The organism is Labrys sp. Lb11, from assembly GCF_057554225.1.
The window spans coordinates 148,528-163,131 of the sequence record NZ_BAAJOT010000007.1 but is presented as its reverse complement, the minus strand read 5'-3'; the positions used below and the strand labels follow the sequence as shown (position 1 = coordinate 163,131).

The window sequence follows — 14,604 nt, the reverse complement described above, 5'->3', positions numbered from 1 at the left end:
CGTCAATGTCGGTGTTGGAAAAATAACAATGGCGGGACCGGCCGTGCGCAGCCCGGACCCTGGACGACGTCGCGCTCAGATATAGGCGCCGGCGTGGATCGTCTCGGCCGCGGTCGTGCCCTCGGCCCGGCGCGAGGCCTCCAGCAGCGAGGCGTTCTCCAGGGCGCCGATCATTGCGGCATAGCCGTCGGCGAAGAGGTGGCGCACGGCGCAGGTCCGCTCGTCGCGGCAGTCGTCGCAGCGGCGATAGGCGGTCTTGGACAGGCAGGGCAGGGGGGCGATCGGGCCGTCGATCAGGCGCAGCACCTGGCCGCAGCTGATCTCGGCGGGATCCTTGACGAGGTAGTGGCCGCCGACCTTGCCGCGGCGGCTGGCGACGAGGCCGCCGCGCCTGAGGTCGAGCAGGATCTGCTCGAGGAAGCTCTGCGGGATCTGCTCGGCGGCGGCGATCTCGCGCGCCTGCACCACCCGGTCGCCGGCGCGGACGAGAGCGAACAGCGCCTTGAAGGCGTAGCGGGCTTTCTGGGAAATCATGACGCAGGTCTAGCCGACGCGCCCGCCGGGAGCCAATGCTGAATCGTTGCGTTTTCGCAACAGGCGCCGACGCTCTCGCCGCACCGCAGCCCTGCCGCCGCGCAGCCACCTTGCCGCCCGATTTGGTTAGCATTCCATTAACCGCGATCGACAAAAACCGGCGATCGAGGCCCGTGGCGCCGGAACGACGCAATTCTGCCGGCTGCGGACGGGATTTCCAGAACGTTCGATTAACCGCGCTTGGCTAAGTCTCGTTCACCACGTTTGAGGTTCTTCCAGGAGTGACCGGAATGCTGAATTCCCTGCGTATCGCCCGCGGCCTGCGTTTCGCAGCCATCCTGTCCACCGCCCTGGCGCTCGGCGCCTGCGCCAAGAACACCGCGGCCAATGGCGGCCTGGGCGACGGCGCGGGCGGCCTCGGAGGCGGCGCCGCCACGCCCGGCAGCCAGCAGGACTTCGTCGTCAATGTCGGCGACCGCGTCTTCTTCCTGGAGGACCAGTCCGACCTGACCGGCCAGGCCCAGGCGACGCTGTCCAAGCAGGCGCAGTGGCTGCGCCAGTATCCGCGCTACACCGTCACCATCGAGGGCCACGCCGACGAACGCGGCACCCGCGAATACAACATCGCCCTCGGCGCCCGCCGCGCCCAGGCCGTGCGCGACTACCTGATGGCGCAGGGCCTCCAGGGCAATCGCATGCGCACCATTTCCTACGGCAAGGAGCGCCCGGTCGCGACCTGCAACGCCGATTCCTGCTGGTCGCAGAACCGCCGCGCCGTCACCGTGCTGAACGGCGGCGCCGGGGCCTGAGGGGCGGCGAAAGCCAGCCCTGCGAGCGGCGCCTTCGGGCGCCGTTTTGCAACCCCGCCTTATCTCGGCCTTGTCGGAATCCGGCGAGAGGCGAGACGGCGCGCCCGGAGCGATATCCGCGCGTCGGATTTCCTGCGGTGTCATGATCCGGCCGAGATATCGTCATCAGCGCCGGTCGGCGGCAGTCACGCCGACGCGGCAAGATAGGGGCGTGCAAGGCCTTCTCCGCAGCCCTGCCGCAGGAGTTTTAGACAAAGTCGAGCTTATGGTGCTTGCTCGCTGCAAGTCCGTCATTCCTCGTCGAACAGCGGCATCTGGCCCACGCTCGGCGCCGGGGCCGGCAGGCCGAGATGACGGAAGGCGTGCGGGGTGAGCACGCGGCCGCGCGGGGTGCGCTGCAGGAAGCCCTGCTGGATCAGATAGGGCTCGATGATGTCCTCGATGGCGTCGCGCGGCTCCGACAGCGCCGCGGCGATGGTCTCGACCCCGACCGGGCCGCCGCCGAAGCTGGCGGCGATCAGGCGGAGATAGCGGTTGTCCATGGCGTCGAGGCCGGCATCGTCGACCTCGAGCGCGCGCAGCGCCTTGTCGGCGATCTCGCGGCTGACCGTCTCGGCTCCGTACACGGCGGCGAAGTCGCGGACGCGGCGCAGCAGCCGGCCGGCGATGCGCGGCGTGCCGCGGGCGCGGCGGGCGATCTCGTTGGCGCCGTCCTCCGACACGGCCACGCCCAGCACCCGGCCGCCGCGCTTGACGATCAGCTCCAGCTCGCCGACCGTGTAGAATTGCAGCCGCACCGGAATGCCGAAGCGGTCGCGCAGCGGCGTCGTCAGCAGGCCGGCGCGGGTGGTGGCGCCGACCAGGGTGAAGCGGGCGAGGTCGATGCGCACCGAGCGCGCCGCCGGACCTTCGCCGATGATCAGGTCGATATGATAGTCCTCCATCGCCGGATAGAGGATCTCCTCCACCGCCGGGTTGAGGCGGTGGATCTCGTCGATGAACAGGACGTCGCGGTCCTCCAGATTGGTGAGGAGCGCGGCCAGATCCCCGGCCTTGGCGATCACAGGCCCGGCGGTGGCGCGGAAATTGACGCCGAGCTCGCGGGCGACGATCTGGGCCAGCGTGGTCTTGCCCAGGCCCGGCGGGCCGACGAACAGGACATGGTCGAGCGCCTCGCCGCGCGCGCGGGCGGCCTCGATGAAGATGGAGAGGTTGGCGCGGGCCTGGGCCTGGCCGACGAACTCGTCCAGGATCTGCGGGCGCAGCTTGGTGTCGGCGGCGTCCTCGTCGCGGCGCTCGCCGGCGACCAGGCGGCGGGGCGGCGCGCTCACTTGGCCAGCTCCTTCAGGCCGATGCGGATCAGCCGGGCGGTGTCGGCCGCCTCGCCGACCTCACGCAGCGCCGCGGCGACCGCGGCCGAGGCCTGGGTCTGGCCATAGCCGAGATTGACCAGGGCCGAGACCGCGTCGGCCACCGGTGCGGGTGCGCTCCTGTCGCCGAGGTCGCCATGCAGCTGGGCGATGTCCGGCGCCACGCCGGCGAACGAGGGGACGCGGTCCTTCAGCTCGGTGACGATGCGCTGCGCCACCTTGGGTCCGACGCCGGGCGCGCGGGCGATTGCCGCCTTGTCGCCGAGGGCGATGGCCGAGGCGAGGTCGGCCGCCTTGAGCGTCGAGAGGATGCCGAGCGCCACCTTGGTGCCGACCCCCTGCACGGTCTGCAGCAGGCGGAACCATTCGCGCTCCAGGTCGGAGGTGAAGCCGAACAGCCGGATCTGGTCCTCGCGCACATAGGTCTCGATGGCCAGCGTCGTCGCCTCGCCGGCCTGGGGCAGGGCCGCCAGGGTGCGCGAGGAGCAGAAGACGGCATAGCCGACGCCGCCGACGTCGAGGATCACCCAGTCCTCGCCCACGCTGTCGATGGTGCCGCGCAGCTTCCCGATCATGCGAATCGTGTTTCCTGTTTGTCCGCCGCTTTATGGGCGCTGGCGCCGGGAGTGTCGAGCGGGCGGCGCCAGGCCGCGGGCGGGCGTACGCCTCGTCCGACGTCGCGGTCCTTGCGCACGCTTCGGCAGGTCCGCATCATCGGGGCCGGAGAAGGCCGATGATGCGCGGGTGAGATGAAGCGCCGGATCGCAGACCACCCGATGCATGTGAGGCGCTGGCTCGGCGGCATCGGCGAGGCCTTCGCCGACCGCAATTTCCGCCTCTACTCCGTCGGGTCGGTCATCTCCTGGATCACCTATTTCGTCCAGCAGATCGCCTTCTCCTGGGCAGCCTGGGAGATCACCCGTTCGCCGGCCTGGCTGGCGGCCATCGCGCTGCTCGACGTCGCCGCCAACGTCCTGCTGCTGCCGTTCGGCGGAGCCCTGGCCGACCGCGTCGACCGCTTCAGGATGGTCGTGACGGCCTATGCCTTCGATCTCTTCAAGGCGGCGGCGCTCACCGCCCTGGCGTTCACCGGGCACCTGACGCTGCCCGTCCTCTGCGTCTGCGCGGTGCTGCACGGGGTGATCCACGCATTCAGCGTGCCGGCGTCCTACGGCATGATGCCGCGCTTCGTGGCCCGCGAGCGCCTGTCCTCGGCGATCGCTGTGAACGCCTCCTACACGCAGTTCGCGATCTTCGTCGGCCCGGCCATCGCCGGATGGATCCTGGTGCATTGGGGCCTGGTCGCCGCCTTCGCGACCAACGTGGCCGGTTATCTGCTCTATTTTGCGACCGTTTGCTTCCTCCGGACGCCGGAGGACTACCGGCAGTCGAAATCCGGCCGCCGCTCCCTCTTCGCCGACCTGCCGGAGGGGGCCCGCTACATCCTGCGCCATGGCGGCATTCGCGCCCTGCTCCTGATGACGCTGGCCGGGGATGCGCTTCTCGCCGCGGTCTATCAGCTGATGCCGGCCTACAGCGACACGCTGCTGGGCGCCGGCGTCGGCGGCGTCTCCATCCTCCTGGGGACGGGCGGCCTCGGCGCGACCCTGGCGGCGCTCTGGCTCGCCCATGGCGGCTCCCGCCTCGCCACGCCGCCGCGGGTGTTCTGGGCCTTCCTGGCCTTCACGCTCGCGGTCGCCGCGCTGGCCGCCTCGCCGGGCCTCCTGGTCTCGGTGCCGGCCATGCTCGTCCTTGGATTTGCCGGCGAGACCGCCCGGACCGCCACCCTGTCCATCCTCCAGACGACGGTCGACGACGCCCAGCGCGGGCGTGTGATGAGCACGCGCTTCCTGCTGCAGCGGGCGGCCGGCGGGCTGGGAACGCTGATGGTCGGCGGTTTTGCGCAGGATGCGGGCCTGCGGCTGCCGATGCTGGCCGCCGCCGCCGTCGCGCTGGCCTCCTGGGGCTTCGCATGGATGGGCCGCGCGCGGATCCTGGCCGCGTTCCAGCCCGCCGGGGATGCGGCGCCGGTCGCGCGCGGCGCGCCGCCGCCGCCGTGATCGCGTCGGGCCGCGCCGCCGCCTCACGTGCGGGCCAGCATCGCCTCCAATGTGCGGCGGCCGCGATGATGGGCATGGGTGATGGCGATGGCGAGGGCGTCGGCGGCGTCGTCGGACTTCGGGTCGGCCTTGGGCAGCAGCAGCTTGATCATCGTCCGGATCTGCTGCTTCTCGGCATGGCCGGCGCCGACCACGGTCTTCTTCACCAGGTTCGGCGCATATTCGCCGACGGCGAGGCCGGCCCGGGCCGGCACCAGCAGCGCGATGCCGCGGGCCTGGCCGAGCTTCAGCGTGCCCGCCGCATCCTTGTTGACGAAGGTCGCCTCCACCGCCGCCTCGTCCGGCGCATGGCACGCCACCACCTCGCTCAGACCGTCATGCAGGGTGACGAGGCGGCGGGCGAGCTCGTCGGCGTCGTCGGAAAGGACGGTGCCGCAGGCGACGAAGACCAGCTTGTTGCCGACGACGTCGATCACGCCCCAGCCGGTGCGGCGCAGGCCCGGATCGATGCCGAGGATGCGGACGGTGGTCATGTCGCGGCCTCCTGGCCTTCTTTCGCCGATCAATGCTTCAGGCGCAACGCCGGCCGCTCCCCTCCTCCTTGTGGGGAGGGGGAAGGGGCAAGGGGCGTTGGCGTAGGGCGCACTCCGTCCTGTACGACCCCCACCCTTTATCCCTCCCCACAAGGGGCAGGGAAGACGCCAACGTCGCTGGAAGACAGGAACCGCGGCGTCTCACACGGCCGTGGAAGGTTCGCCTCGAGAGCCTCCCTGGAGCAAAGCGCGTTTCGGTGGAAACGCGCTTTGCTCCAGCTCCTTGTTTCGACGCGTCTTTGCGATTTGACGCGACTCCGTCAAATCGCAAAACGCTCTAGCAGGCTGCTGAAAAACTGCTTTGTTCACGGGACGTGCCGCAATCGGAATGAGTCCGAAGCCGAATCGAACCGGGTACATCGGGGACTTTTTCAGCAGCCTGCTAGCCGCCCATCTTGGCCATCAGCGCGTCCGACACCTCGAAATTGGCGTAGACGTGCTGGACATCGTCGTGGTCGTCGAGGGTGTCGACCAGCTTCAGCAGCCGCTCGCCGACCTCGTCCTCCACCGCCACCGTGTTCTGCGGGCGCCAGATCAGGGCGGACTTGCGGGCTTCGCCGAAACGCTCCTCCAGCGCCCGCGTCACCTCGGCGAGGTTCTCGGCGCCGCAGACGAATTCATGGCCCTCCTCGGAGGAGGTGCAGTCGTCGGCGCCGGCCTCGAGCGCGGCTTCGACCATGGCGTCGGGCGTGCCCTTGTCGGCGTCGTACTCGATCACGCCGATGCGGTCGAACATGAAGGAGACCGCGCCGGTCTCGGCCAGGTTGCCGCCGGCCTTGGTGAAGAAGGAACGCACGTCCGAGGCGGTGCGGTTGCGGTTGTCGGTGAGCGCCTCGACGATCAGCGCCACGCCGCCGGGACCATAGCCCTCGTAGCGGATCTCGTCATAGTTCTCGCTGTCGGCGCCCGACGCCTTCTTGATCGCCCGGTCGATGTTGTCCTTGGGCATGTTCTCGGCGCGGGCGGCGAGCACGGCGGCGCGCAGGCGGGCATTGGCCTTGGGATCGGGCAGGCCGAGCTTGGCGGAGACGGTGATCTCGCGCGCCAGCTTGGAGAAGAGCTTCGACCGCTGGGCGTCCTGCTTGCCCTTGCGATGCATGATGTTGGCGAATTGGGAATGACCGGCCATTGTCGTGTGGTCCTCGGGGCCGCGGCTTGGCGCGGGGCGTGACGGTGCTATGGCGGCGCTTATAGGGGCGCCGACGTCGAAAATCCACGGCTGCGGCGGATGCCGGCAACCCTGGCTCGGCGGGGAGGCGGCCTGGCCGCCGTCACGGTTCCCAGAAGTCCGGCACGGCCTGGGACAGCCGGCCGCCGAGGCGGACCGGCGCCAGGCGCAGGGCGAGGCCGGTGCGGTCGTCGGTCTCGACCGCCAGGCCCGACAGGGTCGCCTCGCCATGGGCCGGCTCGAAGCGGCCGCCCGGCGTCTTCTGGATGAAGCGCCGGATCGGCTCCTCCTTGTCCATGCCGAGCACGCCGCCATAGTCGCCGCACATGCCGGCGTCCGACAGGTAGGCGGTGCCGTGCGGCAGGATCTGGTGGTCGGATGTCGGGGTGTGGGTGTGGGTGCCGACGACGAGGCTGGCGCGGCCGTCGAAGTAATGGCCGAGCGCCTGCTTCTCGCTGGTCGCCTCGGCATGGACGTCGAGGACGATGGCGTCGGCGGCCCGGCCGAGCGGGCAGGCTTCGATCTCGTGCTCGGCGGCGGCGAAGGGGTCGTCGAGCGGCTCCATATAGGTGCGGCCCATCACCTGCACCACCAGGAGGCGGGCGCCGTTGCCGAGCTCGACCAGCGTGGCGCCGCGGCCCGGCGTGCCGGCGGGATAATTGGCCGGGCGCACCAGGCGCGGCGCCCGTTCGATGAAGACCAGGGCCTCGCGCTGGTCGAAGGAATGATTGCCGAGCGTGACCACGTCGGCGCCGGAGGCCACGACCTCGTCGAAGATCGCCTCGGTGATGCCGAAGCCGCCCGCGGCGTTCTCGCCGTTGATCACCACCGCGTCGAGCTTCCAGCGCTCGCGCAGGCCCGGCAGCCGCTCGATGACGGCGAGGCGGCCGGAGCGGCCGACGATGTCGCCCAGGAACAGGAGACGCATCAGGCGGCACCCGCCACGATCATCTCGCTCTCGGTGGCGATGGCGTCGAACGGCACGTCGTGCGGCTCGACCGGCACCTGCTCCACTTCCTGGCAGGCGAAGGCGACGCCGAGCGCCACCAGGGGATGCATGGCGCGCAGCTTCGGGATGGTGCGGTCGTAGAAGCCGGCGCCGTAGCCGATGCGGTAGCAGCGCCGGTCGAAGCCGACCGGCGGGGCCACCAGCACCTGGGGGAACACTTCCGGCGCATCGGCGTGCGGCTCGGGGATGTTCATGTGGCCCTTGACCAGCGGGTCGCCCGGCTTCCAGGCGCGGAACACCAGAGGCTGGCCGAATTTCGGGGTGCAGGGCAGGCCGAGCCGGCGGCCGGCCGCGGCCAGGCGCTCGATCAGCACGCCGGGATGCAGCTCGCCCCGGATCGCCGAATAGAGGCCGACCAGCCCGTGCGTGTCGGCCAGCCGCTCGAAGATGCGGTCGGCCACCGCCGCCGTCGCACGATGACGCTCCTCGCCCCGAAGGGCGGAACGCTTTTCGATCGCCTGGTTGCGAAGCGCGATCTTGATGGCGGAAGACGGCATAAGCTGCGGAGAGGGGCCTCGGAAAACACAGGTGCGGGCCACCTCGGCCGTTGGACGGTTCGATCCCGGGCGCCTACAAAAGTAGGTGGGCGCCGTGATGCCCAAGTCCACGGACAAGGGCAGGAACAGCTCCCGTGGAGATCGTATGGCCCCGGGGATTGTGTTGTCCTGACGAACCAGGCAGCACCGCGACGCCGAAGATAAGGGTTTGCGGCCGGAAACGCCAGTGGGGAAGACCGCGCCGCAGGGGAAAATCGCGAGCCGGGTTCGGGGGCGGCCGGCGGAAGGCCCGAGCCGGCTATGGCAGCCCGATGCCGAGCCCCCCGGCGGACGGATCGAGGAGCCGCTTCGCCAGCATGTCGCGACAGGCTGCCAGCAGGCGGCGAGCGGCCTGTTCGTCACGGTCCCACAGGCGCTTGAAGGCGCGCAGGCAAGCGGCGTGCGGGATGAGGGGACTGCCGATTGCCGCAACATAGCCGTGGTCGGACGTCGTCGCCCGGCCGTCGGCGACGGCCGCGAGCGCGGTGCCGAAACGCTCGATCGTCTCGGCGCGCTGGACGTGCAACTGGTCGCGGCTGTTGAGGCCGAAGAAGTCGATGATCAGGGCGGCGCGGGCATGGCGCGGACCGTCGGGTGCGACGGGGTGCGCCACGGTTCCGGTGAAGGTGATGAGATCCTCCGGGTCATCGTCCGCCGTGCCGATCGGATAGACCAGATAAGCCTGCTCGGCCGCCAATGCTTCCGGATCGGTTGCATCCTTGCAGCGCGGACCGGCCACCGGAAAGCAAGCGCTTTTGTAGTCTGAGTTGCAGATCTTGCAGGCGGCCGCGTAGTTGGCGACATCATAGGCCAGCCAGTAATAGCCCGTGGGCGAGGCCGCCCCCGTCGCGGCAGGATAGGGCCTGTCGCCCGCCGGTCGCTTCCATGCCTTGACGGCGCTCTTGGGTCGGAAATGTTCCAGATCCATCTCGATGCGGCTTTCCTCGGGCCCGGTGAAAAGGCGTTCGCAGAAGGCGCATTTGTTGGACTGGAGCAGCATGAAGGCGGGCTTGGCGCTGGACCAGATCGAGCTCTGCTCCTGGAACCGGCCAAGGGCGACAAGGGTCCGCGTTCGTGTCGCCGCCTTGGCGAACCAAGTGGCATCCTCCCTCTCGATGTCGCTGCGCAACCGGGCCGGATCGAGCGCGTGGCGGATCATGCGGTCAGGCCTGCTTGGCGCGCGAGGATCCGTTGCGGAGCCGCTCAAGCGGTTCGGAGAGTTGGCGAAGGAAGGCCTCCGCGGCGTCGACGTCGCCGCCTGGCGTTGCCGCCACCTCTTCCGCCAAGGTCGCTGTCATCGCCCTGGCCTCGGGCGGCCGCAGGCTGTCCAGGCCGAAATAGGGGCTCATCAGAACCGCCTCGATGCTGCGTCCGTACAGCGTCTCCGTCATCCGCTCGAGCGTCGGCAGGCCGGCCGGGTCGGCGCCGGTGACGACAACGTTGGCCGCGCGCACCGAGGCTGCCACCAGCGGGCTGTGTGAGGTGAAGATGAACTGGAACCGCGGGAAGCCGCGCGAGAGGCGCGCGACGACATCACGCTGCCAGGAGGGATGGAGATGCAGGTCGATCTCATCGACCAGGACGATGCCGGCAAGGTCCAGCAGTTTCGCGCCCTCGGAGACCGAGACCATGTGGCCGATCAGGTCGCTGACCCAGCCGATGAACGCCTTGTATCCGTCCGACAGGGCGGGGAACGGCGTCGGCACGCCGTCGAAGCGAAAGATGTAGTCGTCGTCCTCCATGGCGCCCTCGAAGCGGATGCTGTCCGGAAGGGCGCGTGCGAAAAGCTCGATCACCTCGGTCTTGCGGTCCTCCGGCAGTTGCGGGAGCCAGGATTGGAGCGGCCTGAGCGCAACATGGTCCTCGAACAGGCTGGCGACGCGCTGATAGCGCCGGCCGCGGCGCTTGTCCTCGCTCGCAGCGCTGAAGCTGCCGCTCTCGACCCGGCGCGTTGCGCCGTAGCCGACAACGAAGAAGGCCGGCGAGTAGTCGTCGTAGATCAGCTCGGAAATCGGGTTCCGCCGCGTCGATTCCAGTGTCAGCTGGTCGATCTGGCTGCGCGGCTTGGCACGAAGCCGGGCGAGGAACTCATGCGGCCGTGACGCCTTCGGCGCGGCCCGCTGCGACGACGGCGTCGGTGGTTTCGGCAGACGCTCGGCCTCGTCGAGGATGCCGCGCAGCTTGAGCAGGCCGTCGCCGTTCACCTCGCCGGAAGGGCCGCGGCGGACGAGACGATAGGCCACGAAGCCGCCATTGCGCAGGGCGGGAGCCAGCGCGGCGATGGCGATGGCGCGCAGCACCGACGATTTGCCGCCGCCGTTGTCGCCCAGTATCAGATTGACGTTGGGGTGCTCGACCTCCGCCTCGTCCGGGCGGCCGGGATAGCACCATTCGACCTCGGCCTTGCCGAAGCACTTGAAGTCGCGGATGGCGATGGACTTGGCATACACGGCGACGGCCTCCGACACAGCCAATATGTCCGCGCCGGCCGGCCTTCACAAGCCGTGCGTCCCGTTTCGGCGTCGGTCCGACGGCCGGAGATTCGACGGCGCGCGGGAGCGGGGATTTGCCGGCGCTGGCTTGAGCCGACGGCCGATCCGACCTATCTGCGGACAGCCGCGGGCTTGCCGGGGCCTTCGCCGGATCGGACGCCCGCACGCCATGTTCTCCTACGCCGCCCTTTCCCTCCAGCAGATCACCTCGCCGCCGTTCCGCTCCGTGCTGCTCAAGTCCATCGGCCTGACGCTGGTGATGCTGGCGGCGGTCTGGGCGGCGGTCTACGGCACGTTCACCTGGTTCGTCACCGTGCCCTGGGGCTGGCTGCAGACCGTGATCGACATCCTCACCGGCGTCGGGCTGGTGGTCGGGCTCGGCTTCCTCGTCGCGCCGGTGACGGCGATGTTCGCCGGCCTGTTCCTCGACGACGTCGCGGCGACGGTGGAGACGACCTTCTATCCCGACGATCCGCCCGGCCGGGCCTTGCCCGTCGGCGAGGCGCTGCTGGCGGCGATCCGCTTCACCGCGCTGGTGGTCGCGGTCAACATCGTCGTGCTCCTGCTGGTGCTGCTGCCCGGCATCAACTTCACCGCCTTCTTCGTCGCCAACGGCTATTTGCTCGGCCGCGAATATTTCGAGCTGGCCGCGGGCCGTTTCCACCCGCGCGACGAGGTGCGGCGCCTGCGCCAGCAATACGGCCTGCGCATCTTCCTCGGCGGCCTGGTGATCGCGGTCGTGCTGGCGATTCCGGTGGTCAACTTCGTCACGCCGCTGTTCGCCACCGCCTTCATGGTGCACCTGCACAAGGCGGTGGTCGGCTCGCGGCCGCGGCCGCCGGCGGGAGCCCCGTTCCCGTCGCCTTGATCAGGGGAGTGCACGCCATGGCCCAGACCACGCCCGCCACGCAGGCGCTGCGCGCGCTCGGGATCGCCTTCGAGACCCGGACCTACGACTACGACCCCGACGCCGCCCGTGTCGGGCTGCAGGCGGCCGAGGCACTGGGCGAGCCGCCGCAGCGCGTGCTCAAGACCCTGATCGCCCAGGTCGACGGCAAGCCGGTCTGCGTCGTCCTGCCCTCGGACCGCGAGGCGAGCATGAAGAAGGTCGCGGCCGCCTTCGGCGGCAAGAGCGCGGCGATGATGCCGGTGCCGGATGCCGAGCGGCTGACCGGCTACAAGGTCGGCGGCGTCAGCCCCTTCGGCCAGAGGCGCCGGCTGCGCACCGCCGTGGAAGCTTCCGCCATGGCCGAGGCCATGGTCTACGTCAATGGCGGCCAGCGCGGGCTGCAGCTGAAGATCGCCCCGGCCGACCTGCTGCGGGCGACCGATGCGGTGTCCGCCACGATCGCCGCCTGACCGCCGCCGGTCAGGACGATGTCCGCGCCGGATCGGCCGGCAGCTCGGCATGGGGCTCGCCCTGGGTGATCAGCCGGGCGCTGCGCTGGTCGCGCGCATGGATCCACAGCCAGTTGAGCGCGACGCTCAGCCGGGTGCGCACGCCGATCAGGAAGTAGATATGGGCGATGCCCCACAGCCACCAGGCGAGGGCGCCCTTGAGCCGGATCCAGCCGAAATCGATGACGGCGCGGCGCTTGCCGATCTGGGCGAGGCTGCCCTGGTGGCGGTAGCGGAAGGGGGCCGGCGCGGGCTTGCCGTCCAGCCTTGCCCGGATCACGGCGGCGACGTGGCGGCCCTCCTGCTTGGCGGCGGGGGCGATGCCCGGCACCGGCTTGCCGTCGGGCCCGGCCACGGCCGCGGTGTCGCCGATGACGAAGATGTCGGGATGGCCGGGCACGGTGAGGTCGGGCTGCACCTTCAGCCGGCCGGCGCGGTCCGCCGGCGCGCCCAGCCATTCGGCCGCCGGAGAGGCGCGGACGCCGGCCGCCCAGATGATCGTGCGGGCCGCCAGCCGGTGCTCGCCGAAGCTCACGCCTTCCGCCGTGCAGTCGGAGACTGGCCGGCCGAGCTCGATCTCGACGCCGAGCGCTTCCAGCGAGCGGCGGGCATAGTCGGAGAGGGCGTCGGGATAGCCGGCGAGCACGCTCGGCCCGGCCTCGATCAGCACGACGCGGGCGCTGCCGGTATCGATGTGGCGGAAGTCGCGCGGCAGGGTCTTGCGGGCAAGCTCGGCGATCGTCCCGGCCAGCTCCACGCCGGTGGGCCCGGCGCCGACGATGACGAAGGTCAGCAGCGCCGCCCGCCGGGCAGGGTCGGGCTCGCGCTCGGCCCGCTCGAAGGCAAGCAGGATGCGCCGCCGGATCGTCGTGGCGTCCTCGATCGTCTTCAGGCCGAGGGCGAAGGGCTCCCATTCGTCGTGGCCGAAATAGGCATGCCTGGCGCCGGTCGCCAGCACCAGGCTGTCATAGGGCAGGCTGGTGCCGTCCTCGAGCAGCACGCGCCGCCCAGCCGCATCGACGCCGCCGACCGTCGCCAGCAGCGTGGTCACCTCCGGCCGGTCCCGCATCAGAGCGCGGATCGGCCAGGCGATCTCCGAAGTGGCCAGCGAGGCGGTCGCCACCTGGTAGAGCAGCGGCTGGAACAAATGATGGTTGCGCCGGTCGACGACGGTAACGGCGACGGGAGCGCCGGCCAGGCCCTTGACGGCCTCCAGCCCGCCGAAGCCCGCCCCGACCACCACCACGCGGTGCGGGCCGGCAGGAGCCTCCGCGTCCCCGGCAGGGTCTCCCGTCATGTCCGGCCTCCATCGGTTGCGTCACGCCGAATCGGGAACGCCGCAGATGCGTCCCGGTTCAGCATAGCCTGAGGAGAGAGGAAGGCCGGCGGCTCGTTCGGAGCCGGCCGGCGGATCAGGTCAGCTTGCGCCGGGCCTGGGCCTCCACGGCCTTGGCGAAGGCTTCCGGCTCCCAACCCTCTGCCAGGGCCTGACGCATCAGCGCCTGCTGGGTCTGCGGGGCGAGGCCGCCGAGCGGCGGGTCGCGGTCGAGGTTGGTGGGGAAGGAATAGCCCTCGGCGCAGGCGGCGACGGCGTTGGCGATCCCGCCGGCATCGAGCCGGCCCTCGGCGGCGAGCCGGCGCAGGGTCGGGTAAAGCGCGATGCTCATGCGCGTGCGGTCGACGCTCTCCATCGCCCGGCCGTAGGCCGAGGAGACCTGCAGCAGGTTGGCCATGCGCCGCACGTCGCTGGAGCGGTTGGTGCCGGCGCCGTGGAACACGGCCGGATTGAAGAAGGCGGCGTCGCCCTTGGCCAGCGGCAGCTGCACATGATGCCGCGCGAAATAGTCGCGGAACTCCGGCCGTCCCGTGGCGAGATAGCCGGGCAGGTAGGTCTGCGAGAAGGGCAGGTACAGCGTCGGGCCGGTCTCCAGCGGCATGTCGCAATGGGCGACGGCGCCCTGCAGGGTCAGGACCGGCGAGAGGCGGTGCACATGCGCGGGGAAGCGCTCGATCACCGCCGCGCTCTGGAAGCCGAGATGATAGTCGCGATGGGGCGACTGGGCCGCGCCGCCGGGATTGACCACGTTGAGCTGCGAGGTGATCTGGTAGTCCGGGCCGAGCCAGGCCTCGCTGACGAGGGCGATGATCTCGTTGGCGTAGTAGGCGGCGAAGGTCGCGGGATCGCGCAGGCAGAGCTTTTCCAGGGCGTTCCAGATCCGGTCGTTGGCGCCCGGCTTGGCGAAATGGTCGCCGCCGCCGGTGTTGGCGGCGTGCTGCTCGGCGATGATCGCCTGGAAATGCGCGGTGGCCGCGTCGAGCACGGCATGGTCGGCGAAGGCGCCGCGGAAGACGACAATGCCCGGGCCGTCGGTCATGGCCTCCGTCCACTCCGCCAGGATTTCACGGCGCGAGTCGGGGGATGCGGCGGCCTGGCGCACCGCGGCCGCGTCGTAGACCAGGACGTTCGAGGCGACCTCGCTGGCATAGGGATAGTCGGCCGGGTCGGTCGTGCGCTCGACCAGCGCCCTGAATTCGTCGAGGTCGCACAGATCCGCGCTGAGCCAGACCCGGTCGCTGCGCACCTTCCGGACATTGTCGGTCTTCATTCCATCCTCCCTTGGACCTGTGACGCCGG

The 14,604-nt window shown here is 70.3% G+C and carries 15 protein-coding genes and 1 other RNA gene; 4 read left to right on the top strand and 12 right to left on the bottom strand.

Annotated elements, in window-relative coordinates:
• Positions 1 to 75 precede the first annotated feature (75 nt).
• Entirely contained in the window at positions 76 to 534 is a 459-nt protein-coding gene (locus AC27L4_RS25820; protein WP_487145398.1) for an RrF2 family transcriptional regulator, read from the bottom strand.
• 290 nt (positions 535 to 824) lie between these two features.
• Here AC27L4_RS25820 and pal point away from each other — a divergent pair, with 290 nt between their 5' ends.
• On the top strand, positions 825 to 1,343 hold the full coding sequence (gene pal, locus AC27L4_RS25815) for a peptidoglycan-associated lipoprotein Pal (RefSeq protein WP_487145397.1): 519 nt from the start codon (positions 825 to 827) through the stop codon (positions 1,341 to 1,343).
• A gap of 290 nt (positions 1,344 to 1,633) precedes the next feature.
• Here pal and ruvB read toward each other — a convergent pair whose 3' ends face one another.
• Together ruvB and ruvA are read right to left on the bottom strand one after the other, a co-directional pair.
• Positions 1,634 to 2,674: a Holliday junction branch migration DNA helicase RuvB gene (ruvB, locus tag AC27L4_RS25810; RefSeq protein WP_487145396.1), complete on the bottom strand. Its 1,041-nt coding sequence runs from the start codon at positions 2,672 to 2,674 to the stop codon at positions 1,634 to 1,636.
• Entirely contained in the window at positions 2,671 to 3,288 is a 618-nt protein-coding gene (gene ruvA / locus AC27L4_RS25805) for a Holliday junction branch migration protein RuvA (RefSeq protein ID WP_487145395.1), read from the bottom strand. Before ruvA ends, ruvB begins: the two co-directional genes overlap by 4 nt.
• A gap of 174 nt (positions 3,289 to 3,462) precedes the next feature.
• Here ruvA and AC27L4_RS25800 point away from each other — a divergent pair, with 174 nt between their 5' ends.
• Positions 3,463 to 4,773, top strand: a complete 1,311-nt coding sequence (locus AC27L4_RS25800; protein ID WP_487145393.1) for an MFS transporter — start codon at positions 3,463 to 3,465, stop codon at positions 4,771 to 4,773.
• 23 nt (positions 4,774 to 4,796) lie between these two features.
• On the opposite strand, the gene ruvC is transcribed toward AC27L4_RS25800, so the two are convergent.
• The 7 genes from ruvC to AC27L4_RS25765 form a co-directional block, all read right to left on the bottom strand.
• Positions 4,797 to 5,306: a crossover junction endodeoxyribonuclease RuvC gene (ruvC, locus tag AC27L4_RS25795; protein WP_487145391.1), complete on the bottom strand. Its 510-nt coding sequence runs from the start codon at positions 5,304 to 5,306 to the stop codon at positions 4,797 to 4,799.
• A gap of 442 nt (positions 5,307 to 5,748) precedes the next feature.
• Positions 5,749 to 6,495, bottom strand: a complete 747-nt coding sequence (locus tag AC27L4_RS25790; RefSeq protein ID WP_487145390.1) for a YebC/PmpR family DNA-binding transcriptional regulator — start codon at positions 6,493 to 6,495, stop codon at positions 5,749 to 5,751.
• Positions 6,496 to 6,637: 142 nt separating this feature from the next.
• The gene (locus tag AC27L4_RS25785) at positions 6,638 to 7,462 is read right to left on the bottom strand and encodes a TIGR00282 family metallophosphoesterase (protein WP_487145389.1); all 825 of its coding nucleotides are present in this window, start codon (positions 7,460 to 7,462) and stop codon (positions 6,638 to 6,640) included.
• Positions 7,462 to 8,040 (bottom strand): 5-formyltetrahydrofolate cyclo-ligase, encoded by a 579-nt coding sequence (locus AC27L4_RS25780; RefSeq protein ID WP_487145388.1) that lies wholly within the window; start codon positions 8,038 to 8,040, stop codon positions 7,462 to 7,464. Before AC27L4_RS25780 ends, AC27L4_RS25785 begins: the two co-directional genes overlap by 1 nt.
• A gap of 32 nt (positions 8,041 to 8,072) precedes the next feature.
• Positions 8,073 to 8,230, bottom strand: a non-coding RNA gene (gene ssrS / locus AC27L4_RS25775) — 6S RNA.
• A 108-nt stretch (positions 8,231 to 8,338) separates the two neighbouring features.
• Positions 8,339 to 9,079 carry a hypothetical protein gene (locus tag AC27L4_RS25770; protein WP_487145386.1) on the bottom strand — a complete coding sequence of 247 codons (741 nt, stop codon included), beginning with the start codon at positions 9,077 to 9,079 and terminating at the stop codon, positions 8,339 to 8,341.
• Positions 9,080 to 9,242: 163 nt separating this feature from the next.
• Positions 9,243 to 10,529: an AAA family ATPase gene (locus AC27L4_RS25765; protein ID WP_487145384.1), complete on the bottom strand. Its 1,287-nt coding sequence runs from the start codon at positions 10,527 to 10,529 to the stop codon at positions 9,243 to 9,245.
• A 211-nt stretch (positions 10,530 to 10,740) separates the two neighbouring features.
• On the opposite strand from AC27L4_RS25765, the gene AC27L4_RS25760 reads away from it, so the two are divergent.
• Positions 10,741 to 11,439: a sulfate transporter family protein gene (locus tag AC27L4_RS25760; protein WP_487145383.1), complete on the top strand. Its 699-nt coding sequence runs from the start codon at positions 10,741 to 10,743 to the stop codon at positions 11,437 to 11,439.
• Between the two features lie 17 nt (positions 11,440 to 11,456).
• On the top strand, positions 11,457 to 11,930 hold the full coding sequence (gene ybaK, locus AC27L4_RS25755; RefSeq protein ID WP_487145382.1) for a Cys-tRNA(Pro) deacylase: 474 nt from the start codon (positions 11,457 to 11,459) through the stop codon (positions 11,928 to 11,930).
• A 10-nt stretch (positions 11,931 to 11,940) separates the two neighbouring features.
• Here ybaK and AC27L4_RS25750 read toward each other — a convergent pair whose 3' ends face one another.
• Both AC27L4_RS25750 and AC27L4_RS25745 read right to left on the bottom strand, forming a co-directional pair.
• Positions 11,941 to 13,266: an NAD(P)/FAD-dependent oxidoreductase gene (locus AC27L4_RS25750; RefSeq protein ID WP_487145381.1), complete on the bottom strand. Its 1,326-nt coding sequence runs from the start codon at positions 13,264 to 13,266 to the stop codon at positions 11,941 to 11,943.
• Positions 13,267 to 13,381: 115 nt separating this feature from the next.
• Positions 13,382 to 14,575 carry a phytanoyl-CoA dioxygenase family protein gene (locus AC27L4_RS25745; protein WP_487145380.1) on the bottom strand — a complete coding sequence of 398 codons (1,194 nt, stop codon included), beginning with the start codon at positions 14,573 to 14,575 and terminating at the stop codon, positions 13,382 to 13,384.
• Positions 14,576 to 14,604: the final 29 nt, after the last annotated feature.